This window comes from Pseudomonas fluorescens group sp. PF-69, from assembly GCF_054481235.1.
The window spans coordinates 484,075-507,678 of sequence record NZ_JBTMNC010000001.1 but is presented as its reverse complement, the minus strand read 5'-3'; the positions used below and the strand labels follow the sequence as shown (position 1 = coordinate 507,678).

Here is a 23,604-nt window from a genome sequence, read left to right as displayed (position 1 = left end):
ATGGCTGGGAAAGCCGAGATAATTGTAGGTGTAGTGAACGATGGCGTAACTGTCGGCTCGGGTGCGACTGCGGTGGCAGACCAGTTTTTAGTGAATGGGGCTGGAATGGTGTTGGTGAGCCAAACGGCACAAACCGGTGCTGTAATAGCGAGCGTGATGTCAGTCACCAAGCTGGCAGGACCTTATGTGCCGATTGTGAGCATGCCAGCCAATATAGTCGCTGGTACTATACTTTCCTAAAAATTGGAGTGGATGTTAGAGATGGTAATGGAATTAACAAGGGTGATGCTCTTAACCTCGTAGGTAATGTCGCTGGTGTACTCGGAACTATGGCTATTTTAGTAGCTTCACCATCGCTGATTATTGCCAGTATGAGTGTCTCGATTCTTGTTGGTGGGTATTCAATCTATAAATCGCAAGCGCTCGAAAACATAGTGACAAATGCTGCGAATTTCTTTAATGGTAGTGCTGCGGATAACTACCTTGATTACGTCTGTGCACCCGACATGAAGATAGTGCACAAGGAAACTCTGAGGGTGGCGTACGGTAATCAGATGCTTTCTTGTAATTGGTTTTCTGCAACCGGCGAATTTTTGCCTTCTGCGATAGCTGTATTCAACGAAAATATCGGGGGAGGGGGATCTTATGCTCCTGCGCCTTTTGTTCCTCCACCACCGCCGCCTGAAAATATCGCAACAGTAACGATCGGGCCACTTGAAATAGGTGGTAACCCTGATGATACCGGTGACGAATATGGGTGCTGTACAAGCGGTAGTGATGGTTATATTTAACAGGCCGCACTGTAAGGCTAGTGGTGTTTAAGCAAACAATCCTTGGTTTTGGATAAAAGCGCGATTGAGTGCGAGTCGATTCAAGTTCGCGTCATGCTGGGGCGTGCAGCTCATTACTTATAGAGGCCAGCCTATCCGTTTATCAAGTTCTTGCCATGCAGGCAGTGAGTATTAGCCCGTAATGAAAAACCCGCCGATGAGTGATCATCGGCGGTTTTTTTTCAGATTGATTCGATCAAATGTGGGAGCGAGCCTGCTCGCGAATACGGTGTGTCATTCAACATTGATGTAGGCTGATCCGCCGCATTCGCGAGCAGGCTCGCTCCCACAGGGGATCAGCGTTTGTCTGGATATTCCCGATGCATCTGCCCCAGCAACGCATCCTTGTCTTCCCAAAGCTGATTGATCCAGCCCTGAAACTGCAGGCGGTACTCGCCGTCCTGGTCGTAGTTCTTGCCGATGAACTGCGGCGGAATTTTCAGCTCTTCGAAGTGCACCACCACATCCGCAATATTCCCGCACAGCAGGTCCCAGAAACCAGGTCGTCCGGCTGGGTAGTGGATGGTCACGTTGACGATGGACTCCAACTGCTCGCCCATGGCATCCAGCACAAAGGCAATGCCGCCGGCCTTGGGTTTGAGCAGGTATTTAAAGGGTGATTGCTGTTGGGCATGCTTGCCTTCGGTGAAGCGTGTGCCTTCGACGAAGTTGAAAATCCCCACCGGATTATTGCGGAACTTTGCGCAGGTGTTGCGGGTGGTTTCCAGGTCTTTGCCCTTCTTTTCCGGATGTTTCTCCAGATAGGCCTTGGAGTAGCGCTTCATGAACGGGAAGCCCAGCGCCCACCACGCCAGGCCGATCACCGGGACCCAGATCAGTTCTTGCTTGAGAAAGAACTTCAGTGGCTGGATACGGCGGTTGAGCACGTATTGCAGCACCAGGATGTCGACCCAGCTCTGGTGATTGCTGGTGATCAGGTACGAATGCCGGTAGTCCAGGCCTTGCAGGCCGCTGGTGTGCCAGCGGGTACGACGGACCAGGTTCATCCAGCCTTTGTTGATGCTGATCCAGGCTTCGTGGGTATGACTCATCAACCATCCGGCGATGCGCTGGGTGAAGGCGAACGGCAGGACCTTGATCAGCGCCACGCAGAACAGGAATGAGCACAGCAGGATGGTATTGAGTGCCAACAGCAACGAAGCAATGACACCGCGCACGGCGGCAGGTAGAAAAACCAGCATTTAAACGTCCATAGGTCGGTTGGCTGCCTGGATCGCGGTCAACGCGATGGTGTAGACGATGTCGTCGACTTGCGCACCGCGCGGCAAGTCATTCACCGGTTTGCGCAGGCCTTGCAGCATCGGGCCGAGGCTGACGCAGTCGGCGCTGCGCTGCACGGCTTTGTGAGTGGTGTTGCCGGTATTCAGATCGGGGAACACGAACACCGTGGCGCGTCCGGCCACCTGACTGTTCGGTGCCAGTTGCCGGGCCACGGTTTCGTTGGCGGCGGCATCGTATTGCAACGGTCCGTCGATCAGCAGCGAGTTCTGTTGCTCATGGGCGAGCAGCGTAGCCTCGCGCACCTTCTCGACCTCTTCGCCGCTGGCCGATTCACCGCTGGAGTAACTGATCATCGCCACACGGGGAGTGATGCCGAACGCTGCCGCCGAATCGGCGCTTTGCAGGGCGATCTCGGCCAGTTCGCTGGCGCTCGGGTGCGGGTTCATCACGCAGTCGCCGTAGACCAGCACCTCTTCCGGAAACAGCATGAAGAACACCGACGAGACCAACGTGCAGCCCGGCGCCGTTTTGATCAGTTGCAGGGCCGGGCGAATGGTGTTGGCGGTGGAGTGGATGACGCCCGACACGAGGCCATCGACCTCGTCCAGCGCCAGCATCATGGTGCCGATCACCACGGTGTCTTCCAGTTGCTGCTCGGCCATGGGCGCGTTGAGGCTTTTGCTTTTGCGCAGGGCAACCATCGGTTCGACATAGCGCTCGCGGATCAGGTCCGGGTCGAGGATTTCCAGCCCCGGTGGCAGCTCGATGCCTTGGGCGCGCGCAACGGCCTCGACGTCTGCCGGTTTGGCCAGCAACACGCAACGGGCAATGCCGCGGGCCTGACAGATCGCTGCGGCCTGCACGGTCAACGGCTCGCTGCCTTCGGGCAGGACGATGCGCTTGTTGGCGTTCTGCGCACGCTGAATCAGTTGATAGCGGAACACGGCCGGCGACAGGCGCATTTCCCGCGGTGTGCCACAACGCTGGTGCAGCCAGTTGGCGTCGAGGTGGCTGGCGACGAAATCGGTAATGATTTCCGCGCGCTCGCGGTCGTCGATCGGGATTTCCTTGTTCAGGCCGTTCAACTGGTTGGCGGTGTCATAGGAGCCGGTGCTCACCGACAACACCGGCAAACCGGCCTGCAAGGCGCCACGGCAGAGGTCCATGATCCGTGGGTCGGGCAGGGTGTCGCTGGTCAGCAACAGGCCGGCCAGCGGTACGCCATTCATGGCGGCGAGGCTGACGGCGAGGATGATGTCGTCGCGATCGCCCGGGGTCACCACCAGCACGCCCGGTTTGAGCAGCTCTACGGTGTTACGCATGGTGCGCGCGCAGATGATGATTTTGGACATGCGCCGGGTTTCGTAGTCGCCGGCGTTGAGCACCTGTGCGCCCATCAGGTCGGCGACGTCGCGGGTGCGCGGGGCGTTGAGTTCCGGCTGAAACGGAATGCAGCCCAGCAGGCGGAAGTCACCACTGCGCAACAGCGGCGAATGTTCCTTGAGGCGGGCGGCGAAGGCCTCCATGCTTTCGTCGGTCTTCACCTTGTTGAGGATCACGCCGAGGACTTTCGGGTCTTTCGGGCCGCCAAACAATTGCGCCTGCAACTCGACGCGACCGGACAGTTCGGTCAGCACTTCGTTTTCCGGCGCCGACACCAGGATCACCTCGGCGTCGAGGCTTTTGGCCAGGTGCAAGTTGACCCGTGCGGCATAGCTGGCGCTGCGGGTCGGGACCATGCCTTCGACAATCAGCACGTCCTTGCCGATGGCCGCTTGTTGATAAAGCGTGATGATTTCTTCGAGCAACTCGTCCAGCTGACCGTCGCCGAGCATGCGCTCGACATGGGCCAGGCCCAGTGGCTGTGGAGGTTTCAGGCCGTGGGTGCGGGCGATCAGTTCGGTGGAGCGCTCAGGCCCCGTGTCACCCGGATGCGGCTGAGCGATCGGTTTGAAAAAACCGACCTTGAGGCCGGCACGCTCAAGGGTGCGGACCAGCCCGAGGCTGATGGAGGTCAGACCCACACCAAAATCGGTGGGTGCGATAAAAAAAGTTTGCATGCGGATTCTCTGGAGGTGCATGGCAGTGGTGATCATCTATATCTGACGATCTACCGAAATTCAGTCGCCAAGGTTATCGCTAACCGAGCCTTGTGCGCACCAACCGCAATCGAAGGGCTGGCCTATTTTTTCATGGCGCCGTGCAGGGTCCGTGACCCAGGCGCGGGACTGCCAGGGCGGCTGGTGTCGCAGGTGCTGTGTGTGGCCGCAGGAAAGCTCGGCCACCCAGTGTCCGTCCTCGTCTTGATGAAAGCCGGTGATCGTCGCAATCCGTCTGTCCGGGTTGTATTCGCTTTCGGGCGATTGCTTCGCTAAACTGGGTCTTTCATTATTCTTATGCAAAAGGTCTCGCCCCATGCTGATTGCCGCCAATAAGGCTGTCTCCATCGACTATACCCTGACCAACGACGCTGGTGAGGTCATCGACAGCTCAGCCGGCGGCGCGCCGCTGGTCTACCTGCAAGGCGCAGGTAACATCATTCCGGGCCTGGAAAAGGCACTGGAAGGCAAAGCAGTCGGCGACGAGCTGACCGTAGCCGTTGAACCTGAAGATGCCTATGGCGAGTACGCTGCCGAACTGGTCAGCACACTGAGCCGCAGCATGTTCGAAGGCGTGGATGAGCTGGAAGTGGGCATGCAGTTCCACGCTTCCGCTCCGGACGGCCAGATGCAGATCGTGACCATCCGCGATCTGGATGGCGACGACGTGACTGTCGACGGCAACCACCCGTTGGCCGGTCAGCGCCTGAATTTCCAGGTCAAGATCATCAATATCCGTGATGCCAGCCAGGAAGAAATCGCTCATGGTCACGTCCATGGCGAAGGTGGCCATCACCACTGATTTTCTGCGCTAAGCTTTCGATTACTGGAGAGGCGCCCCGAGGGCGCCTTTTTAGTCTGCGGCTGTCCCAGGCGACACCGATAAGTGGCTGTTTCGAGAAGAACACGGGAATCTGGAGTTCGTCATGAGTGCTTTTCACGACCTTAATTTGACAGCCCTTGATGGTCAGGCGCTACCTTTGGCGCCGTTCAAGGGGCACGTGGTGCTGGTGGTCAACGTTGCTTCCAAATGTGGCCTGACCCCACAGTACGCGGCGCTGGAGAATCTTTACCAGCAATACAAGGCCAAAGGCTTCAGCGTGTTGGGCTTGCCGTGCAACCAGTTTGCCGGACAGGAGCCAGGCACCGAGCAGGAAATCCAGGAGTTTTGCAGCCTCAACTATGGCGTGACTTTTCCGTTGTCCAGCAAACTGGAAGTCAACGGGCATGAACGTCATCAGCTGTACAAACTGTTGGCGGGCGAGGGCGCGGAGTTCCCGGGTGACATCACCTGGAACTTCGAAAAGTTCCTCCTGGGCAAAGACGGGCGTGTACTGGCGCGGTTCTCGCCACGTACGTCGCCGGACGATCCGAGCGTCATTCAGGCGATTGAAAAAGCCCTGAGCTGATTCCCCCCCCTGTAGGAGCGAGCGGGCTCCGGGCGGCGTTCCGACGATGGACCTGAGAACGCCGCGGGGTGTCAGGTTTCCCGCGTTATCGTTCACGACAATCGCGAGCAGGCTCGCTCCTACAAGGTTATTCGTAACCTTTTGCTCCTTTATCACCCAAATCGATAGTGCTATCCAGCGCGTGCGGATCTCCATATTATCGCCGTCATAAAGTAATCCTTCGTGGAGCGTCCCCATGCCCGTCCAAGCTCTGTTCAAACCGTTCCACCTTGGCAACCTCGAACTGCCGACCCGCGTCGTCATGGCGCCGATGACCCGTTCGTTTTCCCCAGGCGGTGTCCCTAACTCCAAAGTCATCGAATACTACCGTCGTCGTGCTGCCGCTGGCGTTGGCCTGATCATCACCGAAGGCACCACCGTCGGCCACAAGGCATCCAATGGCTACCCGAACGTCCCGCACTTCTACGGCGAAGCCGCCCTGGCAGGCTGGAAGAAAGTCGTCGACGCCGTCCACGCCGAAGGCGGCAAGATCGTTCCGCAACTGTGGCACGTCGGCAGCGTGCGTCGCATCGGCACCGAGCCGGACGCCAGCGTGCCGGGTTATGGCCCGTCGGAAAAAGTGAAGGACGGTCAGGTCGTTGTTCACGGCATGACCCAACAAGATATTCAGGACGTGATCGCCGCGTTCGCCCAGGCCGCCAAGGATGCCCAGAGCATCGGCATGGACGGCGTAGAGATCCATGGCGCCCACGGCTACCTCATCGACCAGTTCTTCTGGGAAGGCAGCAACCAGCGTACCGACGAATACGGCGGCAGCCTGGCCAATCGTTCGCGGTTCGCCATCGAATTGATCCAGGCGGTGCGTGCGGCGGTCGGCGAAGGTTTCCCGATCATCTTCCGTTTCTCTCAGTGGAAACAGCAGGATTACACCGCGCGCCTGGTGCAAACCCCGGAGGCGCTGGGCGAGTTCCTCAAGCCGTTGTCCGACGCCGGCGTGGATATCTTCCACTGCTCGACCCGCCGCTTCTGGGAGCCGGAGTTCGACGGTTCCGAATTGAACCTGGCGGGCTGGACCCGCACGCTCACCGGCAAGCCAACCATCACCGTCGGTAGCGTCGGTCTGGATGGCGAGTTCCTGCAGTTCATGGTCAACACCGACAAGGTCGCGCAACCGGCCAGCCTGGAAAAACTGCTGGAGCGTTTGAACAACGACGAGTTCGACCTGGTAGCGGTCGGTCGTGCGCTGTTGGTCGATCCGGACTGGGCGCAGAAAGTTCGCGAAGGCCGTGAGCAGGACATTCTGCCGTTTAGCCGCGATGCGTTGATGACCTTGGTTTAAAGGCGTCTGTACCGGCCCATCGCGGGCAAGCCCGCTCCCACAAGTTTTGTGTACAACGCAAAACACTGTGGGAGCGGGCTTGCCCGCGATGGGGGCCTCAAAGTCAGTAAATGTTCAAGGGATTATCGACGCGTTCGACACCACCTGCTCCCTCACGCAAGCCCCCCGCAACTGCCCCTCGAACTGTTCGATAATCGACGCCCAGCCCTGGCGACTGGCATGCTGGCGTGCGTTGAGCCGAACGCAGCGCAAGGTTTCCCGCTCTTCCAGCAGCCACGCCGCCGCATCGCAGAACGCTTCTTCATCTCCCGGCATCGCCAGTACGCCGTTGTAGCCATGGCGAATATGCTGGGCTGCCGCCGCCTGATCGTAGGCCACGACCCCCAGCCCCGAGGCCAGCGCCTCAAGCACTACATTGCCAAAGGTTTCGGTCAGGCTCGGAAACAGGAATACATCCCCCGACGCATAGTGACAGGCCAGGGCTTCACCGCGCTGAGTGCCGCAGAAAATCGCCTCGGGCATCTCGTTCTCCAGTTCCTGGCGCTGCGGACCATCGCCCACCACGATCAGCTTCAGGGTGCGCTGTGGATAACTGGCCTTGAGGGTGTCGAAGGTGCGCTTGAGCAATCCCAGGTTTTTTTCCTGGGCCAGGCGACCGACATGAATGACCGCGATGTCTTCTTCGGCCAATCCCCATTGCTCGCGCAGGGCGTTCAAGCGTTTTGAGGGGTGAAACAATTGACTGTCGACCCCTCGGGAAAGCAGCGCCAGGCGCTCGAAGTGACGCCGTTCCAGCTCCATTCGCTGACTGACGCTGGGCACCAGGGTCATGGTCGAACGATTGTGGAACCAGCGCAGGTAGTGGGTCAGCAGCCGCGTCAACAAGCCGAGCCCATATTGGTTGGAGTACTGCTGGAAATTGGTGTGAAAACCGCTGACCACCGATATCCCCAGGCGCCGTGCCGCTCGCAGTGCCGATAACCCCAATGGACCTTCGGTGGCGATGTACAGCACATCCGGGCGATGGCGCTTCCAGCGGCGCAACAGCTTGTGCATTGACGACTGACCCCATTGCAAACCGGGATAGCCCGGCAGCGGCCAGCCCCGGCACAGCATCAATTCATCGTCGCTGCTCAGTTGCTGATCGCAGCCTTGGCGCGGCCGAATCAATTCCACCTGATGCCCGCGCGCGCGCAAACCGTCGCACAAGCGACCAAGGGTATTGGCCACGCCGTTGATTTCGGGAGGGAAGGTTTCGGTGATCAGGGTGATATGCAGAGCTGTCGTCATGACCTCAGTGTCGGCTGAGGCCATGTCGGCGTTATGGCGTTTGCGTGATGGATTTGTGACCGTATCAGCGCTGGGTCACCAGGTTCTCGGCCCCGCGCTCACGCACCCAGAACAGCGTCGCCCCGGCCACGGCGGCCGGCATCATCAGGATGTTGACCACCGGAATCAGCAGCGCCAGGTAGACGATGCCGCCGAAACTCATGCTCTGCCAGCGTTTCTGCCGCAACCAGGCGAGCATCTCGTTCCAGCCCAGCTTGTGGTTGTCCGCCGGGTAGTCGATGTACTGGATCGCCATCATCCAGACCCCGAACAGCAGCCACAACGGCGCGGCGATGATGTTCACCACCGGGATGAACGAAAGAATGAACAGGCCGATCGCCCGGGGCAGGAAGTAACCGAGCTTGCGCATTTCCCGGCCCAGGGTGCGGGGGATCATGGCGATCAGCTCGCCCCAGCTGAAGGTCGGGAAGTCGTCAGTGCCGCGCACCACCACTTCGACTTTTTCCGCCAGGAAGCCATTGAACGGTGCGGCGATGACGTTGGCGAGCATGGTGAAGGTGAAGAACACCATCAACACCACCAGCACGACGAACAGTGGCCACAGGACATAACTGAGGAAGCTCAGCCAGTCGGGCAGGGAAGGCATCAGTGTGTCGACCCATAGGCTGAACTGGTGACCAGCCAGATAGATCAATCCGACGAACAGCACCAGATTGATGACAAGTGGAAGCAATACAAAAAGACGAAGGCTGGGGCTGAGAACCAGTTTCAGGCCTTCGCGCAGGTATTGCGGGCCGGACAGAACAGGGGCGGGCATAACGTGCTCCGAGCAAAGGGAAAACGCGCCGACCTTACCGGCTTTGCCTGACGGGTGAAAGCGCGGTAGCGGCATCGACATTAACTGTAACAAAGGCGTCCTGATAATCACGCTGACGGGATAGAGACCACCTATGAGCTGGATTGTTAAACCGTATTTCCTTAATCTTCGCCCCCTCGATACGCTGCACCCATTCTTTTTACAGGACTGTCGAGTTCAAGCCTTCCCCAAGTGCTTTCAATGGTCCTTTTTTATTCCCGCCGGCAAACCGGCGATCCGCGCCAGGTGTTCCGGGCCGGTCAACAGGAGCAGGTCATGTCTGAAGTCCGTCATTCGCGAGTGATTATTCTCGGTTCCGGCCCTGCCGGTTACAGTGCCGCGGTCTATGCCGCCCGTGCCAACCTCAAGCCACTGCTGATCACCGGCATGCAGGCTGGCGGTCAACTGACCACCACCACCGAAGTCGACAACTGGCCGGGCGACGTTCACGGCCTGACCGGCCCGGCGCTGATGGAACGCATGAAAGAGCACGCCGAGCGCTTTGAAACCGAGATCGTTTTCGATCACATCAATGCCGTGGACTTCGCTGCCAAGCCTTACACCCTGACCGGCGACAGCGCGACCTACACCTGCGATGCGCTGATCATCGCCACCGGTGCGAGCGCGCGCTACCTGGGCCTGCCGTCGGAAGAAACGTTCATGGGCAAAGGCGTTTCGGCCTGCGCGACCTGCGACGGTTTCTTCTACCGCAACAAGCCAGTGGCTGTGGTGGGCGGTGGTAACACGGCGGTGGAAGAGGCGCTGTACCTGGCCAACATCGCCAGCACCGTGACCTTGATTCACCGTCGCGAAACCTTTCGCGCTGAGAAAATCCTGATCGACAAGCTCAACGCCCGCGTGGCCGAAGGCAAGATCATCCTGAAACTGAACGCCACCCTGGACGAAGTCCTGGGCGACAACATGGGCGTGACGGGTGCCCGTTTGAAGAACAACGACGGCAGCTTCGACGAAGTAAAGGTCGACGGCGTGTTCATCGCCATCGGCCATACCCCGAACACCTCGCTGTTCGAAGGTCAGCTGACGTTGAAAGATGGCTACCTGGTTGTGCAGGGCGGCCGTGATGGCAATGCCACGGCGACCAACATCGAAGGTATCTTCGCGGCCGGTGACGTGGCTGACCACGTCTACCGTCAGGCCATCACCTCGGCCGGCGCCGGTTGCATGGCGGCACTCGATGCCGAGCGTTACCTGGATAATCTGCAGAACGCTTGATTCTGCGATCGTAAAAAAACCGGCTTCGGCCGGTTTTTTTATTGCCTCGAAAAATCTCACTCCTGTAGGAGCGAGCACGCTCGCGAGGGTGGTCAACGATGACGCTGGCAACCTGACACCCCGCAGTGCCCTGTCGTCCATCGCGAGCAGGCTCGCTCCTACGGTGAAGGCAGGTGTTCAGACCAGTTTCTTCAGGCACGCTTCGAGAATATCCAACCCTTCCTCCAGCACCGCAGCCTCGGTGGTCAACGGTGCCAGCAGCCGAATGATGTGGCGTGATTTGCCGCTGGGCATCAGCAGCAACCCGGCGTCCCGCGCCAGGGCCAGCAGTTGCGTCAGTTGCGCGGCTGCCGGGGTGCCATCGGGTTTGATCATTTCGATACCGCGCATGGCACCAACGCCAGTCAGTCGACCCAGATACGGCGACAGCTTGTTCGCACACCAGGCTTCGTAGCGGCTGACGATCGCTTCTTCCTGTTGCGAGCCCCAGGCGTTCAGGTTGGCATCGGTCATTTCATCCAGCGTCGCCAGCGCGGCGGCACAGGCGATGGGATTGCCGGAGTAGGTGCCACCCAGCCCGCCCTTGGGCAAGTTGTCGAGCAGCGATTTACGCCCGACCACCGCACCCAGCGGCACGCCACCGGCGATGCTTTTGCCCAGCAGGATCAGATCGGGTTCGATGCCCAGTCGCGAGAACGCAAAGCGTTGGCCGGTACGGCCGAAACCGGACTGGATTTCATCGGCGATCAGCACGATGCCTTTCTCGTTGCAGAAACGCCGCAATGCCTGGGCAAACTCAACGTCCATCGCCAGGAAGCCGCCTTCGCCCTGCACGGGTTCGACGATAAAGCACGCCACGTCTTCGACATCGATCTCGACGCTGAACAGCCGCTCCATCGCCTTCAGGGCCTCGGCGCAGGTGACGCCGTTATCCTGGCTCGGGAAGGGCAGGTGATACACCGGCCCTGGCAACACACCGACTTTCTGTTTGTAGGGTGCGACTTTGCCGTTGAGGTTGAGGGTGGCCAGCGTACGCCCGTGGAAGCCTCCATCGAAGGCGATCACGGCGCTGCGGCCGGTGGCGCCGCGCACGATCTTCAGGGCGTTTTCCGCCGCCTCGGCGCCGCTGTTGGTGAGCATTCCGCTGACAGGGTAATCCACCGGGATAAACGCGCTGAGGCGATCCATCAAGGCAATATAGGGTTCATGTTGCGCCGCGTTGAACGCGTAATGGGTCAGCCGGGTGGCCTGTTCGCGAATGGCTTCGACGATGCGCGGATGGCAATGGCCGAGATTGAGTACGCCGATGCCACCGACGAAGTCGATGTAGCGTTTGCCATTGGTGTCCCAGACCTCGGCGTTTTTACCGTGGCTGAGGGTGACAGGGTGAACGATGTTGATCGACTGACTGATGCTTTCGCTGCTCATGAATGACCGGCTCGGAAGAAGGAGGACTTCCTTTATCTAAGCCGTGAGCAGCACTGGCGGGCAAACGAAATAAAGTGGCCGGGTCAATCTGAAAAGTCGGGATGTGCTTTGCGCGCCTTGAACGCTGACTTGTAGGAGCGAGCCCGATCGCGATGGTGGTCAACGATAACACTGGCAACCTGACACCCCGCGGTGCCCTGTCGTCCATCGCGAGCAGCCGAGCGTCGACCGGCTGCTCCTACAAGTTAAATCAGCGGCGGGTCAGGGGCTGTTGAGCGAACTTCACGCCAGCCAGGCCATGGACCATCAACGCACGGATATTGCCGTGGTCGCTGCCTTCAGGCGTGGCCAGCACCGAGCGGTAGTGTTCGCCGAACGCCAGCAGGGCTTCTTCGTCGCTCAAGCCTTCCAGCAATGCCAGGCCCAGCGTCTTGCATGAACCTTCGTTCTGTCCGGCGGCGTTTTCCACGCCACCGTTGTTGAACGCCTGTGGCTGGTAGTCGTAACCGGCGGCGATGAAGGCCAGGGTATCGGCAAAGCCGTGTTCGCCGCTTTTGAGGCTGGTGCGCAGGGTGTTCAACTCACTCATTGGGTTTTCCTTTGGCGAACGCCGCTTGTTGTTCGGCGCTGGCTTCTTGCTGAAATTGGGCTTTCCAGTCGGCGTACGGCATGCCGTAAACCACTTCGCGGGCTTCGTCGAGGCTCACCTCGATCTGGCGTTCGTCGGCAGCCGCCTTGTACCACTTGGACAGGCAGTTACGGCAGAAACCCGAGAGGTTCATCAGGTCGATGTTCTGTACGTCCTTGCGGCTGTCCAGGTGGGCCACCAGCCGGCGAAAGGCGGCGGCTTCGAGTTCCAGGCGTTGTTGATCGTTCATGGCGGGCTCTGTGAAATCCAGTCGTGGCGCGGGATGATAAAAGTCTGGCGGGCAATCCGCCAGACGCACTCAGCGACTCGCCGCCAGGGTGATCGACACCGACTCGGCGAATCGCAGGGCGTGGGGCTTGTCCACTTCGACCTCGGCGTACAGCACCGACTCGTTGGCCATGACCAGATCGAGAATCTCCTGGGTCAGGCGTTCGAGCAGCGCAAAGCGATTGCCCTCGACGTGGGCGATGATGGCCTTGGTGATGGTCCGGTAGTTCAGCGCGTGATCGATGTCATTGTCACGCACTGCTTCCCGGGCCTCGTAGAGGATGGTCAGGTTAATCAACACATCCTGTTTGTTGAGGATTTCATCCTCGTTGATGCCGATGAAGGTGCGCAGGCACAGGTCCTTGACCCGGATGCGTGCCATGCCTGGTTGAAGTTGTGGCATTACTACTTGCTCCGTCCAATCAATTGCAGGAACTCCTGGCGGGTGTTGCTCGATTCGCGGAAGGCGCCGAGCATCACCGAGGTGTTCATGGTCGAATTCTGTTTCTCGACGCCGCGCATCATCATGCACATGTGCCGGGCTTCGATGACCACCGCGACGCCGGCCGCGCCGGTTACTTGCTGCACCGCGTCGGCGATTTGCCGGGTGAGGTTTTCCTGGATCTGCAGGCGTCGGGCGAACATGTCCACCAGCCGCGCGATCTTCGACAGGCCCAGCACCTTGCCCGTGGGAATATAAGCCACATGCGCCTTGCCAATGAAGGGCAGCAAGTGATGTTCGCAAAGCGAGTACAGCTCGATGTTGTCGACGATGACCATTTCATCGTTGTCGGAAGCGAACAGCGCACCGTTGACGATTTCTTCGACACTCTGGTCGTAACCATGGCAGAGGTATCGCATGGCCTTGGCCGCGCGCACCGGCGTGTCGAGCAGACCTTCGCGGTCGGGATTCTCGCCGAGACCGATCAGGATTTCGCGGTAGCTCTGAGACAGAGCGTTCTGAGGCAGGGATAACGTCATGGAAAATCCTCGCGGGACACTTATTTGAGGTGCCTTCCGCCATTGACGGTCAGGGTCGTGCCGGTGACATAAGGGTTGTCGAGCAAATAGCGCAGGCTCTGATAGATCACTTCGCTGCCGGGTTCGATACCCAGTGCGGATTTGGCCAACGCCTTGGCGCGGTAGGCCGCGTCGTCATCAGGGTTGAACAGTAGCAGGGCCGGGGCGATTCCGTTGACCTTGATGCCCGGCGCGTATTTCGCGGCGAAGGACAGCGTCAGGCTGTCGAGCCCGGCTTTGCTGGCGCAGTAGCCGATGTGCCTGCTGCTGCCCTTGCGGGTCACGTCATCGCTGATGTGCACGATGTCGGCGGGGCTGGAGCGTTCGAGCAGCTCGGCGCAATGCAGGTTGATCAGGTAGGGCGCCAGCATGTGCACGCTGAACATGCGAGTGAAGGCTTCGGCTTCGGTCTCCGGGGTTTCGGCCAGCCATTCGGAGGCGTTATGCACGATCGCCCGCAGGCTCTCGGTATGGGTTTTCAGCTCGCTGATGAAGGCAAGGATTCCGCCCTCGGTGGCGAAATCGGCAAACAGCGCCGTCGCCCCCAGATCGCGCAGGGTTTGTACGCCGGGGCGTTCGCTGCGGTAGCTGAAAATCACGCGATGGCCGTCTTCGAGCAATCGCTGCGCGCAATGCAAGCCGACACGCTGGCCGGCGCCGGTGATGAGGATTGGGGCTGCGGAAGAGGTCATGAACGGCTCGCGTCGCGGTAAGAGCAAAACTATACCAGCGCATTGCAGCGTTCACCTATGCCCTCGGTAGGAGCAGCCGGTCGACGCTCGACTGCTCGCGAGGGTCGTGAACGATAACGCTGGGAGCCTGATACCCCGCAGCGTTCTCGGGTTCATCGCGAGCTGGCTCGCTCCTGCACCGGGAGATCAGCGGCTTTGAGGGCTTGGCTCGGCGGACAACCGGCGCACAGGCTTGCTATTGAGCCAACCCGCCAACAAGCGCGTCGACAGTGGAATGAAGAAGTAGACCATCAAGGGCGTCAGGCACAGCGTGCTGACAAATATGCGAGGCAGCAGGCTCATTTCACTCAGCAACGGCCCAATAACAAAGTTGAACAGCAGCGACACCGGAAAGAAAGCCAGCCAGATCGCCACTGCCTGTTTCCAGCGTGGCGGGCGTTGGCCTGCGGCGCCAAACCAGCCTTCGATGCCACTGACCCGATGTTCCATCGGATGGGCGAACAAGTCGCTACCGCGGGCGAGCCAGGCCGTACGCGAGGCGGAGTGTTCCCAGGCGTGCAGGGTCTGCTCGTCGGCGAAGCGGAAAATAATCTGGAATTCATTATCGTCGGGCGGCGGAGCGAGCACGCCGGATCCGAGATAACCGGGGAAGTCGGTGGCCAGTTGTTCGCCTTCGCGTAGCCAGGCGATCAGATCCTGATAACGCCCATCGGCAACGCGACGTGCAACCATCAGCGTGACGGGTGAGGTAGACATTGTGTATCTCCGTAAGGCTTTTGCGTCGATCCGGGTAGGAACTTCGCTGAACGCAGTGCCGGGGTGGTGGACTGCGTGTCGTGACAAGCAAGGATTATTCCGCATTCTACCTGTTTTCGTATTCGTTGTTTTTCGATCGCCCATGGCTTGAATGATCATGGGGCAGGGGGGTTAAAATGCGGCTCGAACTACACATGGACGTTGAGGCCCAGATGCCCGTACTTACTGATGGTGCTTCAGGCGTACCGCAGGCTGTATCTCTTGAGCAGGAAGAGCTCTTCCCCATTCGCGAAGTATCGCGCCTGACCGGCGTGAATCCCGTCACGCTACGTGCATGGGAGCGACGCTATGGTCTGATCGTGCCAACGCGCACCGAAAGTGGGCATCGCCTGTACTCGATGGCCGATATCGAGCGTGTCCGCAGCATCCTCGGCTGGATCGAACGCGGTGTCGCGGTCAGCAAGATCGGCAAGATACTGGCCAAGGCAGCGCCGCTTCAGGCGTTGTCGCACCTGATCCCCAACGACCTCGTACAAGCTGACTATGCGCAATGGCATCAGCAGCTTCAGGCCGCCGTCAGTGCTTTTGACGATGTGTTGCTGGAGCAGATATACGGACAGATCTTTTCCAGCTACAGCCAGCCGGTGGTGTTTCAGGACATCCTGCTCCCGCTCTGGACGCGGTTGCTGCAACGCCAGGATTCATTCGGCCGGGTCAGCGAGTGGTTGTTCCTGGATAGTTTCCTGCGATCACGGGTCACGCAACGCTTGCTGTTGATCCGTGACAAGCAACCAGGGCGAGTCATCGTCAGCGCCCTGTCGGGCCAATGCCGGGAACTTGAATTATTGATTGCTGCCTTGTTCCTGAGCAGCGAACAAGCCGGCGTGCGCGTGTTGGCCATCGGCCAGCCGTTCGATGAGTTGACCCTGGTGTGCGAAAGGATCAAACCCCAGGCACTGGTGCTTTTTTCCAATCACGTACCGGCGCCCGAACTTCCACGGCGCTTGAATCGCCTGGCGATGAGCCTTGATTGTCCGTTGCTGCTGGCCGGTGATGCGTCCGACCTGGCGCAGGAAAGCCTTGCCGGATCGTCGATCGGTTGTCTGGGAAACGAGGGCGTGGTGATGCGCCAGCGTCTGAAACAGTTCCTGGCGGGCAATCTGGATACTTGAATTCAGAGATGCAGGGTCGGGTGGGTCAACCGATGTTGCTGCAGGATGTACTGGCGCAGGCGTTCGGTTTCATCCGTGTCGCTCTGGCTCAATTGATAGGCGTAGAAGCCTTGCTCGGTTTCCTTCTCGAAGGTGCCGCGCAGCGCGATTCGCTCATAGCCTGAAGGGCTGAACCACAAAACGAAATGCTTCGGTGCCTTGGTCTTGTTGCGAACCTCGAGCAAAACCCCTTTGAACGAGACTTCATGCACCCACATCGTGCCGGGTTGGCCCTGGGCATTTTCCAGTGCTACCGGTTCTTCGAGCACCAGTCGCCATGGCCGCACCAATGGGCCGTCTTCATAAATGCTGGGAACACCCAGGCGCAGATGCAGCGCATGAAATTCGTCTTCCACCAAGTGCAGGGGAAACGTCATTTGCTGATTTTCGAAATTGGCCTGGATGGTGACTTGCTCATGCGCTGCCAGGCGCGTGAGTAAGTCACGGATTTGCGAACCGCCGTTTACGAGCAGGCTCGACGTCGCATCACGCACATTGAGCTGCGGGTTGTGTTGCATGGTCTGGATGAAATCCAGCTCATCCTGGGTGAGGAGCGCGTCGCGATGCATGGCAGGCTCGAAAGAAATAGTTACAAAGTGTTCGGTGATTGTAGTTAATGACAATTGATTCGCTGATTTGTTTTAACCGTTCGTCGCTTTTAGCGCCGAAAGCTCAGCCCGGGCTTCGGCCAATTGCGCTTCAAGCTGCGCAATCCGTTGCTGTGCCTTGACTTGCAGCGTCACGTCTTTTTGTACACCGATAAAATAAACCAGCCCGTCACTCGGATTTTTCACCGTCGAAATGGACAGCTCATTCCAGAACGGTGTGCCGTCCTTGCGGTAGTTGCGCAGGATTTCCCGACAGGATCCTTCGCTCTTCAGTGCATCACGAATCTTCGTCAAAGCTGGCTGATCCCGGTCTCCGGATTGCAGGAAGCGACAATCCTGGTAAAGGATTTCTTCGCTGGAGTAACCGGTGAGGCGCTCGAATGCCGGGTTGACGTAAATCAGAATCTTGTCTTGCGCGCCTTCTTTTTCGGCAATCACGATGCCGTCGTTGGAGGCGTTGATCGCCAACTGCAGCAGTTTCGAGTTGATCATGGTGGACCCCTTCCTTGTTGGTTGTCGGGGGATTCTAAAAGAACAATAAAGACTGTGCTGTTAAGATCCCGGTCTTTGACTCAGCTTCAGGATCAGATTGATGAAAGTCGCCATCATTTCCGGCTCGGTGTACGGCACGGCCGAAGAGGTTGCCCGTCACGCCGCCAGCCTTTTGAAAAACGCCGGTTTCGAAACCTTTCACAACCCGCGTGCAAGTCTGGCCGATGTCCAGGCCTTTGGCCCGCAAGCTTTCCTGGCGGTGACCTCGACCACCGGCATGGGTGAGTTGCCGGATAACCTGCAACCGCTGTACTTCGCGATCCGCGACCAATTGCCCGCGGCCTGGCGTGGTTTGCCGGGTGCTGTGATTGGCTTGGGCGATGCGAGCTACGGCGATACGTTCTGCGGCGGCGGCGAATTGATGCGTGAGTTGTTCGGTGAGCTGGGTATTCGCGAAGTGCTGCCAATGTTGCGCCTGGACGCCAGTGAAAGCGTCACTCCCGAAACGGATGCCGAGCCCTGGCTGGCAGAGCTGGCTGGCGCTCTGCGGGGCTGACCGAGCACCGCTCAACGTTTGTTAACGTCGATTCTCAGGGTGCTGCCGGGGCGGCAGGCAGTGCCCGGCTCGGCCTCTCTGGCGGCGGTACTTTGACGTGTATCCCGCTTCACTGAGCGACTGACTCGCTCGGCCATCAAGCTGGCTGCCAATGCAACTACGCGAACCCTGGAGGGTGTCTAGACTCGATAGTCATTGGAAACACTCCATAATAAAAACCAGAGGTTCCTTGTCGTGAGCGTAGCCCCCGTTCAATCCCTCGACAGCGTCAAAGACCAGGTCAGTGCCGCCGAGTGGCAGACCCGGGTCGACCTGGCAGCCTGTTATCGCCTGGTTGCCCTGCACGGCTGGGACGATCTGATTTTCACCCACATCTCGGCCAAGGTGCCTGGCACCGAAGACTTCCTGATCAACCCTTTCGGGATGATGTTTCACGAAATGACTGCCTCGAGCCTGGTCAAGGTCGATCAGGCCGGCAACAAGCTGATGGACAGCCCGTACGAGATCAATCCGGCCGGTTACACCATCCACAGCGCGGTGCACGAGGTTCGCCATGATGTCGTCTGCGTGCTGCACACCCACACCGCCTCGGGTGTTGCGGTCTCGGCGCAGAAACAAGGCATTTTGCCGATCAGCCAACAATCGTTGTTTGTCCTGTCCAGCCTGGCGTATCACGCCTACGAAGGCGTTGCGCTGAATCACGAAGAGAAGGCGCGACTGCAAGCCGATCTCGGGGAAAACAATTTCCTGATGCTGCACAACCACGGTTTGCTGACCTGCGGCGGCACCATCGCCGACACGTTCCTGATGATGTTTACCTTCCAGCGCGCCTGTGACATCCAGGTCATGGCGCAGGGCGGTGGCGCGGAACTGATCGCCATCGAACCGCAGATTCTGGCGGGTGCCAAGGCGATGATCGCCGGTGTCACCAAAAGTGCTCAAGGCATGGGCGGTGTGTTGGCCTGGCCAGCGCTACTGCGCAAACTCGATAAACAAGACACGGGTTATAAACTCTAATGGCACTCGCTGAGATTCCTCTGTGTATCTGGCGCAAGCGCAGCCAGACATTCGTCTTCCGTGGCCAGACCATTCGTTACTGGACGGCGGGGCAGGGTGAGCCGCTGCTGCTCATCCATGGCTTTCCGAGTGCCAGTTGGGATTGGCATTACCTGTGGCAGCCGCTGGCTCAGCGCTATCGGGTGATTGCCTGCGACATGTTGGGTTTCGGTGACTCGGCCAAACCGGTGAATCACGAATACAGCTTGCTGGAGCAGGCTGATCTGCAACAGGCGCTGCTGGCTCAACTGGGTGTCGAGCAACCTGTGCACCTGCTGGCGCATGATTACGGCGACAGCGTGGCTCAGGAGCTGCTGGCCCGGCATTACGATTCGCAGATTCAAATTGCCAGTTGCGTGTTCCTCAACGGCGGGCTGTTTCCGGAAACCCATCGTCCCGTCTTGATGCAAAAACTGCTGCTCAGCCCCTTGGGCTGGATGATTGGCCGCGCGTTCAGTCGCGATGGATTGGTGAAGAGTTTTCATCAGATCTTTGGCCCTCAGACGCTTCCCACCGAGAGCGAAATGGATGATTTCTGGAGCCTGATCGAAAGCAATAACGGGCCACGGGTCATGCACAAGTTGATCGGCTACATCCCCGAACGGCGAGTGCAACGCGATCGTTGGGTCGCCGCCATGCAGCGCGGTGAGGTGCCTTTGCGCGTGATCGATGGCGAGGTCGATCCGATCTCCGGCGCGCACATGGTCGCGCGTTATCGGGAGCTGATCCCCAACCCGGATGCGGTGCTGTTGAGCGGCATCGGTCACTACCCACAGATCGAGGCGCCGTCCCAGGTGCTCAAGCACTACCTGGCGTTTCGCGATCAGCAGGTGCTGCCGCCGCTCAAGGTGGCGTGTTCCTGAGTTCTGCTGAACGCAGAAGACTTTGTGGCGAGGGAGCTTGCGCCCTCGCCACAAAGTCCTCGCTGTCTGACGTTCATCATCCCCCAGCCTTATCGCGCACCATTCAGCCTCCCCCCTGTTCATTGTGACCCGCAGCGCCGTGCCTGAAACTCCAAGGCAATGTCCCTGGCCTGTTGGAGTCCTCCCATGAATGAGTCTGTGCGCTTCGAAGATAAAGTCGTGATCATCACCGGTGCGGGTGGCGGCCTGGGACGGGCGCACGCGCTGTTGTTCGCCCAACAGGGCGCCAGGGTGCTGGTCAACGACCTCGGCGGCTCGGCCCAGGGCGAAGGTGCCAACGCATCTGCGGCAGACCGCGTGGTCGCGCAAATCCGTGATGCCGGTGGCACCGCCGTGGCCAACCACGACTCGGTCACCGATGGCGACAAGCTCGTTCAGCATGCACTCGATGTCTTCGGTCGTGTCGATGTGGTGGTCAACAACGCCGGCATCCTGCGCGACAAGACCTTCCACAAAATGGAAGACGCCGACTGGGACCTGGTTTACCGCGTCCATGTCGAAGGCGCCTACAAAGTCACCCGCGCCGCATGGCCACACATGCGCGAACAAAACTACGGCCGGGTGATCTTCACCGCGTCCACCTCCGGCATCTACGGCAACTTCGGCCAATCCAACTACGGCATGGCCAAGCTTGGCCTCTACGGCCTGACCCGCACCCTGGCCATCGAAGGCCGCAAGAACAACATCCTGGTCAACGCCATCGCCCCCACCGGCGGCACGCGCATGACCGAAGGCCTGATCCCGCCGCAAGTGTTCGAGCAACTCAAACCGGAACTGGTCAGCCCGCTGGTGGTTTACCTGGCCAGCGAAAACTGCCAGGAAACTTCCGGCCTGTTCGAAGTCGGCGGCGGCTGGATGGGCAAGGTGCGCTGGGAGCGCAGCCTGGGCGCCGGGTTCGACCCACGGGTGGGTTTCTCGCCGGAAGATGTGGCGGCGCACTGGCAGCAGATTTGTGATTTCGAAGGCGCAGCGCATCCGAAGGACAACATTGAAGCGCTGAAGGAAATGATGGGGAATTTGCAGAAGTATTCGTTGTAATGCGGCAGGCAAGGTCATATTGAATGACCTTGCCGACTGTGTTCGTGGGCTATCGAGGAAAGTACCTGGACACCAGCGCCGCCAGGGTTGCGGCTGTTTGCGCATCCATGACCCCGTCGTAACGCTCCGGGCGAAAATGCATCTGAAATGCCCGGACCAGTTGCTTGAAACCTTGCTCGGTCGAAGCGCCTGAAATGTCATATCCGTAGGACTTGAATAGCGTTAGCAACTCGCTGCGGGCCGGAATGGCGCTGGCGTTGTATTGCTGTAGAAAGTCGTCCCGGGTGACCTCATCGAACCAGGCGCCGATGCCTTTGAGATAAAGCGCATGCCAGGGAAACACAGGTCCCGGGTCGCTTTTTCGTCCAACCGCGATATCCGAGTGCCCCAATACCTGGGTGGGTGTGATGTCCGGGTAGCGCTTGAGGATATTCAGCGCCAGTTCTTCAATGGCAGCGATCTGTTCTGGATGATACGGCGGAAAGTTGAACTCGCCGTTGTTATCCGTCGCAAGATTGATGATTTCAATGCCGATGGAGGTGTCATTCAGATTGCTGCGACTACCCCATTGGCTGACGCCCGCATGCCAGGCACGATGGGATTCATCCACCAGGTTGAAGATGTGCTGTTCGGTATAACCTTCTCTCAGATAACTTGGATCGGTAATGTCCGGAACCAGGTAATGGGCGCTGACGCTCGGCCCCGTCAGAATTTTTACCGAGCTGGAGAAGTTGCCGGCTGTGTAGTGGAAGATAAGGAAGCGTATTCGGTTGTTGAAGCTTTTACTTGAGCGGTATTTGTTGTAACTGATGGATTTCATAAAAGCACTCGCAATGAATCAAGAAGAGGTCAGCTGATGATGGGAAGTGTCTGACCTGCGAGTTAGCTTAATTGTTGGAGTGCTCCGGGTAGTTACAAAGTTCTGTAGGTGTATTCTGAGATTGATGTGGGTTGAAAGTGGTTTTTTGGCTGATTGGAGTTGAGTGCTTTGGGGTTTTTAGTTTAAAAGTTGCTAAAGATTAAAAGTAATGAGAGTGGATCCAGTCGGCTCCACAAAATCGCGCCCATAAAAAAGGTTCTTCACGGATTACCGGGAAAGACGCTCTTGATCTTCATGAAAAAGAATTCGCTATCCCGGTAACCGTACGCCATCCGCTTAATGACCTTTATTCGATTGTTGATGCCTTCCAATTGGCCCGTATGCATCGGCCAGCGAACACGACTGACGATGCCTCGCCAGTAACCCTTCAGTCGTTTGGCAAACTGGATCAGAGGTGGTATTTGGCTTTCATGAGCGTGGCGCAACCATTGCTGCCAGGCTGATCGCCAGCCCCAAGCGGTGCTCGGTGCCCAAAGCGTTTTGAGTTCAGCCTTCATCAAATAGACCGTCATCAACGCTTGGTTGGCCGCCAGCAGATCCTCCAAACGGACCTGTTGCTCCGGCGTTTTCAGGTTCTGCGGGTTGCGCAGCAACAGCCATCGCGCTTGCTTGATGACCTTTCGGGCAGGCTTGTCATGACGTAGCCGATTAGCTTCATCGACGCGGACTCGATCAATCACCTCTCGGCCATATTTAGCCACCACATGAAAGAGGTCGTAGACCACGCGCGCTTTTGGGCAGTGCTGACGAACCTCCAGGTCAAAGGCGGTGTTCATGTCCATCGCCACCGCTTCGATGCGAGCGCAACCCTCTGGCCCCAGCTCTTCGAAGAATGGCCTGATCGCCGCGCGGCTGCGACCTTCGCCAATCCAAAGCACTCGCCGGGTATCGGCGTCCAGCACGACGCTGGCGTAACGATGACCTTTGAACAGAGCGAATTCATCCATCACCAAGCGCCGTGGCTGCGCCTTTGGCAAAACACTCAACGCCACTTGCAAGGCTCGACGCTCTAGCAACCGAACGCTGTCCCAATGCAGACCGAACAGTTGAGCCACGTGTTTTGTGGGGAGACGCTCGCAGGCTTGAATGACCGCCTCGGCCAGGCGGCGCGTCATGCGGGCATAGCGATCCAGCCAACTGACCGCTTCCATGCGTTTACCACAGTCGCGACACCCAACACGCCGAAGCAAAACGCTGAGGCGCACTGCTCGGCCAAGAATGGGCAGATCGCGGATGACTCGTTGGCAATACTCATGCGTGGTCGAGCACGGTTTTTGGCAGCCGCTACAAGAGGGGAATTGGGTGGCGTGGGGTGTCAGGTCGATCTGTAGCGCATCGCCATCGGGCTTGATGGTGACGACAGAAAAGCCCTCCCAAAAGGGAAGGAAAGTATTAATATCGCGCATAAGAACGCCGGTTTGTTAGATGTGTTTGCTCGCACGAACATCATCAATCAAATCGGCGTTCTTGTTTCTGTGTTTCCCGGGATTCCGTGAAGAACCATAAAAAAGGCCGCTGCAAACGCAGCGGCCAAAGAAGACGTTGGATCCAGGAGCTACAAATCAACGTCAGTGTGCACGGGGCGATGAGTCGATATCCTCAATCTCATCTGAAATCTGTCGCCAGTCGGCACGGTAAATCACGTGCCGCTGCTTCGTGCTTCCGGGCGGGTTCCCGTGAAAGCCAGGCTAGAATAAGTGTTGGCCAGTAAAGGAAAAATAGCGATTCGA

27 protein-coding genes and 1 pseudogene are annotated in these 23,604 nt (G+C 58.6%); 11 read left to right on the top strand and 17 right to left on the bottom strand.

The genetic code is table 11. From position 1 onward, the window contains the following. A complete protein-coding gene (locus ACX3YF_RS02370; protein ID WP_448645815.1) occupies positions 1 to 240 on the top strand; it encodes a hypothetical protein in 240 nt (79 codons plus the stop codon). An 89-nt stretch (positions 241 to 329) separates the two neighbouring features. After that, the gene (locus tag ACX3YF_RS02365; RefSeq protein WP_458973361.1) at positions 330 to 791 is read left to right on the top strand and encodes a hypothetical protein; all 462 of its coding nucleotides are present in this window, start codon (positions 330 to 332) and stop codon (positions 789 to 791) included. A 236-nt stretch (positions 792 to 1,027) separates the two neighbouring features. Here the strand turns inward: ACX3YF_RS02365 and ACX3YF_RS02360 are convergent. The 4 genes and pseudogenes from ACX3YF_RS02360 to ACX3YF_RS02345 all read right to left on the bottom strand — a co-directional run. Next, positions 1,028 to 1,120, bottom strand: a pseudogene (locus ACX3YF_RS02360) (metal ABC transporter ATP-binding protein); the annotation flags it as partial. Between the two features lie 6 nt (positions 1,121 to 1,126). Further along, entirely contained in the window at positions 1,127 to 2,032 is a 906-nt protein-coding gene (locus tag ACX3YF_RS02355; protein ID WP_130203972.1) for an acyltransferase, read from the bottom strand. Next, a complete protein-coding gene (pta, locus tag ACX3YF_RS02350) occupies positions 2,033 to 4,132 on the bottom strand; it encodes a phosphate acetyltransferase (protein WP_047537783.1) in 2,100 nt (699 codons plus the stop codon). It abuts the gene before it with no gap. 60 nt (positions 4,133 to 4,192) lie between these two features. After that, positions 4,193 to 4,519 (bottom strand): DUF3565 domain-containing protein, encoded by a 327-nt coding sequence (locus ACX3YF_RS02345; RefSeq protein WP_458973360.1) that lies wholly within the window; start codon positions 4,517 to 4,519, stop codon positions 4,193 to 4,195. Here ACX3YF_RS02345 and ACX3YF_RS02340 point away from each other — a divergent pair. The 3 genes from ACX3YF_RS02340 to ACX3YF_RS02330 all read left to right on the top strand — a co-directional run bounded on the left by ACX3YF_RS02340 (position 4,488) and on the right by ACX3YF_RS02330 (position 6,919). After that, a complete protein-coding gene (locus ACX3YF_RS02340; protein WP_008054392.1) occupies positions 4,488 to 4,973 on the top strand; it encodes an FKBP-type peptidyl-prolyl cis-trans isomerase in 486 nt (161 codons plus the stop codon). The two genes, ACX3YF_RS02345 and ACX3YF_RS02340, sit on opposite strands and share 32 nt — an antisense overlap. A 124-nt stretch (positions 4,974 to 5,097) precedes the next feature. Then, positions 5,098 to 5,580, top strand: a complete 483-nt coding sequence (locus tag ACX3YF_RS02335; protein WP_103405219.1) for a glutathione peroxidase — start codon at positions 5,098 to 5,100, stop codon at positions 5,578 to 5,580. 235 nt (positions 5,581 to 5,815) lie between these two features. Next, positions 5,816 to 6,919 carry an NADH:flavin oxidoreductase gene (locus tag ACX3YF_RS02330; RefSeq protein WP_458946090.1) on the top strand — a complete coding sequence of 368 codons (1,104 nt, stop codon included), beginning with the start codon at positions 5,816 to 5,818 and terminating at the stop codon, positions 6,917 to 6,919. Between the two features lie 114 nt (positions 6,920 to 7,033). On the opposite strand, the gene ACX3YF_RS02325 is transcribed toward ACX3YF_RS02330, so the two are convergent. Further along, positions 7,034 to 8,233 (bottom strand): glycosyltransferase family 4 protein, encoded by a 1,200-nt coding sequence (locus ACX3YF_RS02325; protein WP_458973359.1) that lies wholly within the window; start codon positions 8,231 to 8,233, stop codon positions 7,034 to 7,036. 40 nt (positions 8,234 to 8,273) lie between these two features. Continuing rightward, positions 8,274 to 9,026: a sulfate transporter CysZ gene (cysZ, locus tag ACX3YF_RS02320; protein WP_130203976.1), complete on the bottom strand. Its 753-nt coding sequence runs from the start codon at positions 9,024 to 9,026 to the stop codon at positions 8,274 to 8,276. 315 nt (positions 9,027 to 9,341) lie between these two features. Between cysZ and trxB the strand changes: the two genes are divergently transcribed. Continuing rightward, positions 9,342 to 10,298: a thioredoxin-disulfide reductase gene (gene trxB / locus ACX3YF_RS02315; protein WP_047539318.1), complete on the top strand. Its 957-nt coding sequence runs from the start codon at positions 9,342 to 9,344 to the stop codon at positions 10,296 to 10,298. 177 nt (positions 10,299 to 10,475) lie between these two features. Here the strand turns inward: trxB and ACX3YF_RS02310 are convergent, their stop codons facing one another. The 7 genes from ACX3YF_RS02310 to ACX3YF_RS02280 all read right to left on the bottom strand — a co-directional run bounded on the left by ACX3YF_RS02310 (position 10,476) and on the right by ACX3YF_RS02280 (position 15,110). Continuing rightward, positions 10,476 to 11,726, bottom strand: a complete 1,251-nt coding sequence (locus ACX3YF_RS02310) for a 2-aminoadipate transaminase (RefSeq protein ID WP_448645819.1) — start codon at positions 11,724 to 11,726, stop codon at positions 10,476 to 10,478. Positions 11,727 to 11,976: 250 nt separating this feature from the next. Further along, positions 11,977 to 12,315 (bottom strand): HopJ type III effector protein, encoded by a 339-nt coding sequence (locus ACX3YF_RS02305; protein ID WP_458973358.1) that lies wholly within the window; start codon positions 12,313 to 12,315, stop codon positions 11,977 to 11,979. Next, positions 12,308 to 12,604 carry a DUF1244 domain-containing protein gene (locus tag ACX3YF_RS02300; protein ID WP_047537806.1) on the bottom strand — a complete coding sequence of 99 codons (297 nt, stop codon included), beginning with the start codon at positions 12,602 to 12,604 and terminating at the stop codon, positions 12,308 to 12,310. The genes ACX3YF_RS02305 and ACX3YF_RS02300 overlap by 8 nt, the downstream gene beginning before the upstream one ends. A gap of 69 nt (positions 12,605 to 12,673) precedes the next feature. Next, positions 12,674 to 13,045 carry a dihydroneopterin triphosphate 2'-epimerase gene (gene folX, locus ACX3YF_RS02295; RefSeq protein WP_448645821.1) on the bottom strand — a complete coding sequence of 124 codons (372 nt, stop codon included), beginning with the start codon at positions 13,043 to 13,045 and terminating at the stop codon, positions 12,674 to 12,676. A 2-nt stretch (positions 13,046 to 13,047) separates the two neighbouring features. Beyond that, positions 13,048 to 13,623, bottom strand: a complete 576-nt coding sequence (gene folE, locus ACX3YF_RS02290; RefSeq protein WP_130203980.1) for a GTP cyclohydrolase I FolE — start codon at positions 13,621 to 13,623, stop codon at positions 13,048 to 13,050. Positions 13,624 to 13,643: 20 nt separating this feature from the next. Continuing rightward, on the bottom strand, positions 13,644 to 14,354 hold the full coding sequence (folM, locus tag ACX3YF_RS02285; protein WP_130203981.1) for a dihydromonapterin reductase: 711 nt from the start codon (positions 14,352 to 14,354) through the stop codon (positions 13,644 to 13,646). A 186-nt stretch (positions 14,355 to 14,540) separates the two neighbouring features. After that, entirely contained in the window at positions 14,541 to 15,110 is a 570-nt protein-coding gene (locus tag ACX3YF_RS02280) for an antibiotic biosynthesis monooxygenase (protein WP_288097799.1), read from the bottom strand. Positions 15,111 to 15,322: 212 nt separating this feature from the next. Here ACX3YF_RS02280 and ACX3YF_RS02275 point away from each other — a divergent pair, with 212 nt between their 5' ends. Further along, on the top strand, positions 15,323 to 16,282 hold the full coding sequence (locus ACX3YF_RS02275) for a MerR family transcriptional regulator (protein WP_454837843.1): 960 nt from the start codon (positions 15,323 to 15,325) through the stop codon (positions 16,280 to 16,282). A gap of 2 nt (positions 16,283 to 16,284) precedes the next feature. Here the strand turns inward: ACX3YF_RS02275 and ACX3YF_RS02270 are convergent, their stop codons facing one another. Both ACX3YF_RS02270 and ACX3YF_RS02265 read right to left on the bottom strand, forming a co-directional pair. Further along, the gene (locus tag ACX3YF_RS02270; protein ID WP_458973357.1) at positions 16,285 to 16,890 is read right to left on the bottom strand and encodes a hypothetical protein; all 606 of its coding nucleotides are present in this window, start codon (positions 16,888 to 16,890) and stop codon (positions 16,285 to 16,287) included. A gap of 72 nt (positions 16,891 to 16,962) precedes the next feature. Continuing rightward, entirely contained in the window at positions 16,963 to 17,421 is a 459-nt protein-coding gene (locus ACX3YF_RS02265) for a PAS domain-containing protein (protein ID WP_130203985.1), read from the bottom strand. A gap of 100 nt (positions 17,422 to 17,521) precedes the next feature. On the opposite strand from ACX3YF_RS02265, the gene ACX3YF_RS02260 reads away from it, so the two are divergent. The 4 genes from ACX3YF_RS02260 to ACX3YF_RS02245 all read left to right on the top strand — a co-directional run bounded on the left by ACX3YF_RS02260 (position 17,522) and on the right by ACX3YF_RS02245 (position 20,994). Continuing rightward, positions 17,522 to 17,977, top strand: coding sequence for a flavodoxin (locus ACX3YF_RS02260; RefSeq protein ID WP_130203986.1), 456 nt, complete (start codon positions 17,522 to 17,524; stop codon positions 17,975 to 17,977). Between the two features lie 234 nt (positions 17,978 to 18,211). After that, positions 18,212 to 18,994 carry a class II aldolase/adducin family protein gene (locus tag ACX3YF_RS02255; RefSeq protein WP_458946087.1) on the top strand — a complete coding sequence of 261 codons (783 nt, stop codon included), beginning with the start codon at positions 18,212 to 18,214 and terminating at the stop codon, positions 18,992 to 18,994. After that, complete coding sequence (locus ACX3YF_RS02250) at positions 18,994 to 19,896, top strand: alpha/beta fold hydrolase (protein WP_198131942.1); 903 nt, start codon at positions 18,994 to 18,996, stop codon at positions 19,894 to 19,896. Before ACX3YF_RS02255 ends, ACX3YF_RS02250 begins: the two co-directional genes overlap by 1 nt. A 186-nt stretch (positions 19,897 to 20,082) precedes the next feature. Beyond that, positions 20,083 to 20,994 (top strand): SDR family oxidoreductase, encoded by a 912-nt coding sequence (locus tag ACX3YF_RS02245; protein WP_204149727.1) that lies wholly within the window; start codon positions 20,083 to 20,085, stop codon positions 20,992 to 20,994. Positions 20,995 to 21,043: 49 nt separating this feature from the next. On the opposite strand, the gene ACX3YF_RS02240 is transcribed toward ACX3YF_RS02245, so the two are convergent. Both ACX3YF_RS02240 and ACX3YF_RS02235 read right to left on the bottom strand, forming a co-directional pair. Continuing rightward, positions 21,044 to 21,814, bottom strand: coding sequence for an N-acetylmuramoyl-L-alanine amidase (locus tag ACX3YF_RS02240; protein ID WP_130203990.1), 771 nt, complete (start codon positions 21,812 to 21,814; stop codon positions 21,044 to 21,046). A gap of 260 nt (positions 21,815 to 22,074) precedes the next feature. Then, entirely contained in the window at positions 22,075 to 23,280 is a 1,206-nt protein-coding gene (locus ACX3YF_RS02235) for an ISL3 family transposase (protein WP_130211659.1), read from the bottom strand. Between the last annotated feature and the right edge of the window lie 324 nt (positions 23,281 to 23,604).

What these genes read in the sequence shown, in the direction of transcription:
- ACX3YF_RS02370 (WP_448645815.1), top strand. Translation starts at nt 1, where the DNA reads ATGGCTGGGAAAGCCGAGATAATTGTAGGTGTAGTGAACGATGGCGTA.
- ACX3YF_RS02365 (WP_458973361.1), top strand. Translation starts at nt 330, where the DNA reads ATGGCTATTTTAGTAGCTTCACCATCGCTGATTATTGCCAGTATGAGT.
- ACX3YF_RS02355 (WP_130203972.1), bottom strand. Translation starts at nt 2,032, where the DNA reads ATGCTGGTTTTTCTACCTGCCGCCGTGCGCGGTGTCATTGCTTCGTTG.
- pta (WP_047537783.1), bottom strand. Translation starts at nt 4,132, where the DNA reads ATGCAAACTTTTTTTATCGCACCCACCGATTTTGGTGTGGGTCTGACC.
- ACX3YF_RS02340 (WP_008054392.1), top strand. Translation starts at nt 4,488, where the DNA reads ATGCTGATTGCCGCCAATAAGGCTGTCTCCATCGACTATACCCTGACC.
- ACX3YF_RS02345 (WP_458973360.1), bottom strand. Translation starts at nt 4,519, where the DNA reads ATGGAGACAGCCTTATTGGCGGCAATCAGCATGGGGCGAGACCTTTTG.
- ACX3YF_RS02335 (WP_103405219.1), top strand. Translation starts at nt 5,098, where the DNA reads ATGAGTGCTTTTCACGACCTTAATTTGACAGCCCTTGATGGTCAGGCG.
- ACX3YF_RS02330 (WP_458946090.1), top strand. Translation starts at nt 5,816, where the DNA reads ATGCCCGTCCAAGCTCTGTTCAAACCGTTCCACCTTGGCAACCTCGAA.
- ACX3YF_RS02325 (WP_458973359.1), bottom strand. Translation starts at nt 8,233, where the DNA reads ATGGCCTCAGCCGACACTGAGGTCATGACGACAGCTCTGCATATCACC.
- cysZ (WP_130203976.1), bottom strand. Translation starts at nt 9,026, where the DNA reads ATGCCCGCCCCTGTTCTGTCCGGCCCGCAATACCTGCGCGAAGGCCTG.
- trxB (WP_047539318.1), top strand. Translation starts at nt 9,342, where the DNA reads ATGTCTGAAGTCCGTCATTCGCGAGTGATTATTCTCGGTTCCGGCCCT.
- ACX3YF_RS02310 (WP_448645819.1), bottom strand. Translation starts at nt 11,726, where the DNA reads ATGAGCAGCGAAAGCATCAGTCAGTCGATCAACATCGTTCACCCTGTC.
- ACX3YF_RS02305 (WP_458973358.1), bottom strand. Translation starts at nt 12,315, where the DNA reads ATGAGTGAGTTGAACACCCTGCGCACCAGCCTCAAAAGCGGCGAACAC.
- ACX3YF_RS02300 (WP_047537806.1), bottom strand. Translation starts at nt 12,604, where the DNA reads ATGAACGATCAACAACGCCTGGAACTCGAAGCCGCCGCCTTTCGCCGG.
- folX (WP_448645821.1), bottom strand. Translation starts at nt 13,045, where the DNA reads ATGCCACAACTTCAACCAGGCATGGCACGCATCCGGGTCAAGGACCTG.
- folE (WP_130203980.1), bottom strand. Translation starts at nt 13,623, where the DNA reads ATGACGTTATCCCTGCCTCAGAACGCTCTGTCTCAGAGCTACCGCGAA.
- folM (WP_130203981.1), bottom strand. Translation starts at nt 14,354, where the DNA reads ATGACCTCTTCCGCAGCCCCAATCCTCATCACCGGCGCCGGCCAGCGT.
- ACX3YF_RS02280 (WP_288097799.1), bottom strand. Translation starts at nt 15,110, where the DNA reads ATGTCTACCTCACCCGTCACGCTGATGGTTGCACGTCGCGTTGCCGAT.
- ACX3YF_RS02275 (WP_454837843.1), top strand. Translation starts at nt 15,323, where the DNA reads ATGCCCGTACTTACTGATGGTGCTTCAGGCGTACCGCAGGCTGTATCT.
- ACX3YF_RS02270 (WP_458973357.1), bottom strand. Translation starts at nt 16,890, where the DNA reads ATGCATCGCGACGCGCTCCTCACCCAGGATGAGCTGGATTTCATCCAG.
- ACX3YF_RS02265 (WP_130203985.1), bottom strand. Translation starts at nt 17,421, where the DNA reads ATGATCAACTCGAAACTGCTGCAGTTGGCGATCAACGCCTCCAACGAC.
- ACX3YF_RS02260 (WP_130203986.1), top strand. Translation starts at nt 17,522, where the DNA reads ATGAAAGTCGCCATCATTTCCGGCTCGGTGTACGGCACGGCCGAAGAG.
- ACX3YF_RS02250 (WP_198131942.1), top strand. Translation starts at nt 18,994, where the DNA reads ATGGCACTCGCTGAGATTCCTCTGTGTATCTGGCGCAAGCGCAGCCAG.
- ACX3YF_RS02245 (WP_204149727.1), top strand. Translation starts at nt 20,083, where the DNA reads ATGAATGAGTCTGTGCGCTTCGAAGATAAAGTCGTGATCATCACCGGT.
- ACX3YF_RS02240 (WP_130203990.1), bottom strand. Translation starts at nt 21,814, where the DNA reads ATGAAATCCATCAGTTACAACAAATACCGCTCAAGTAAAAGCTTCAAC.
- ACX3YF_RS02235 (WP_130211659.1), bottom strand. Translation starts at nt 23,280, where the DNA reads ATGCGCGATATTAATACTTTCCTTCCCTTTTGGGAGGGCTTTTCTGTC.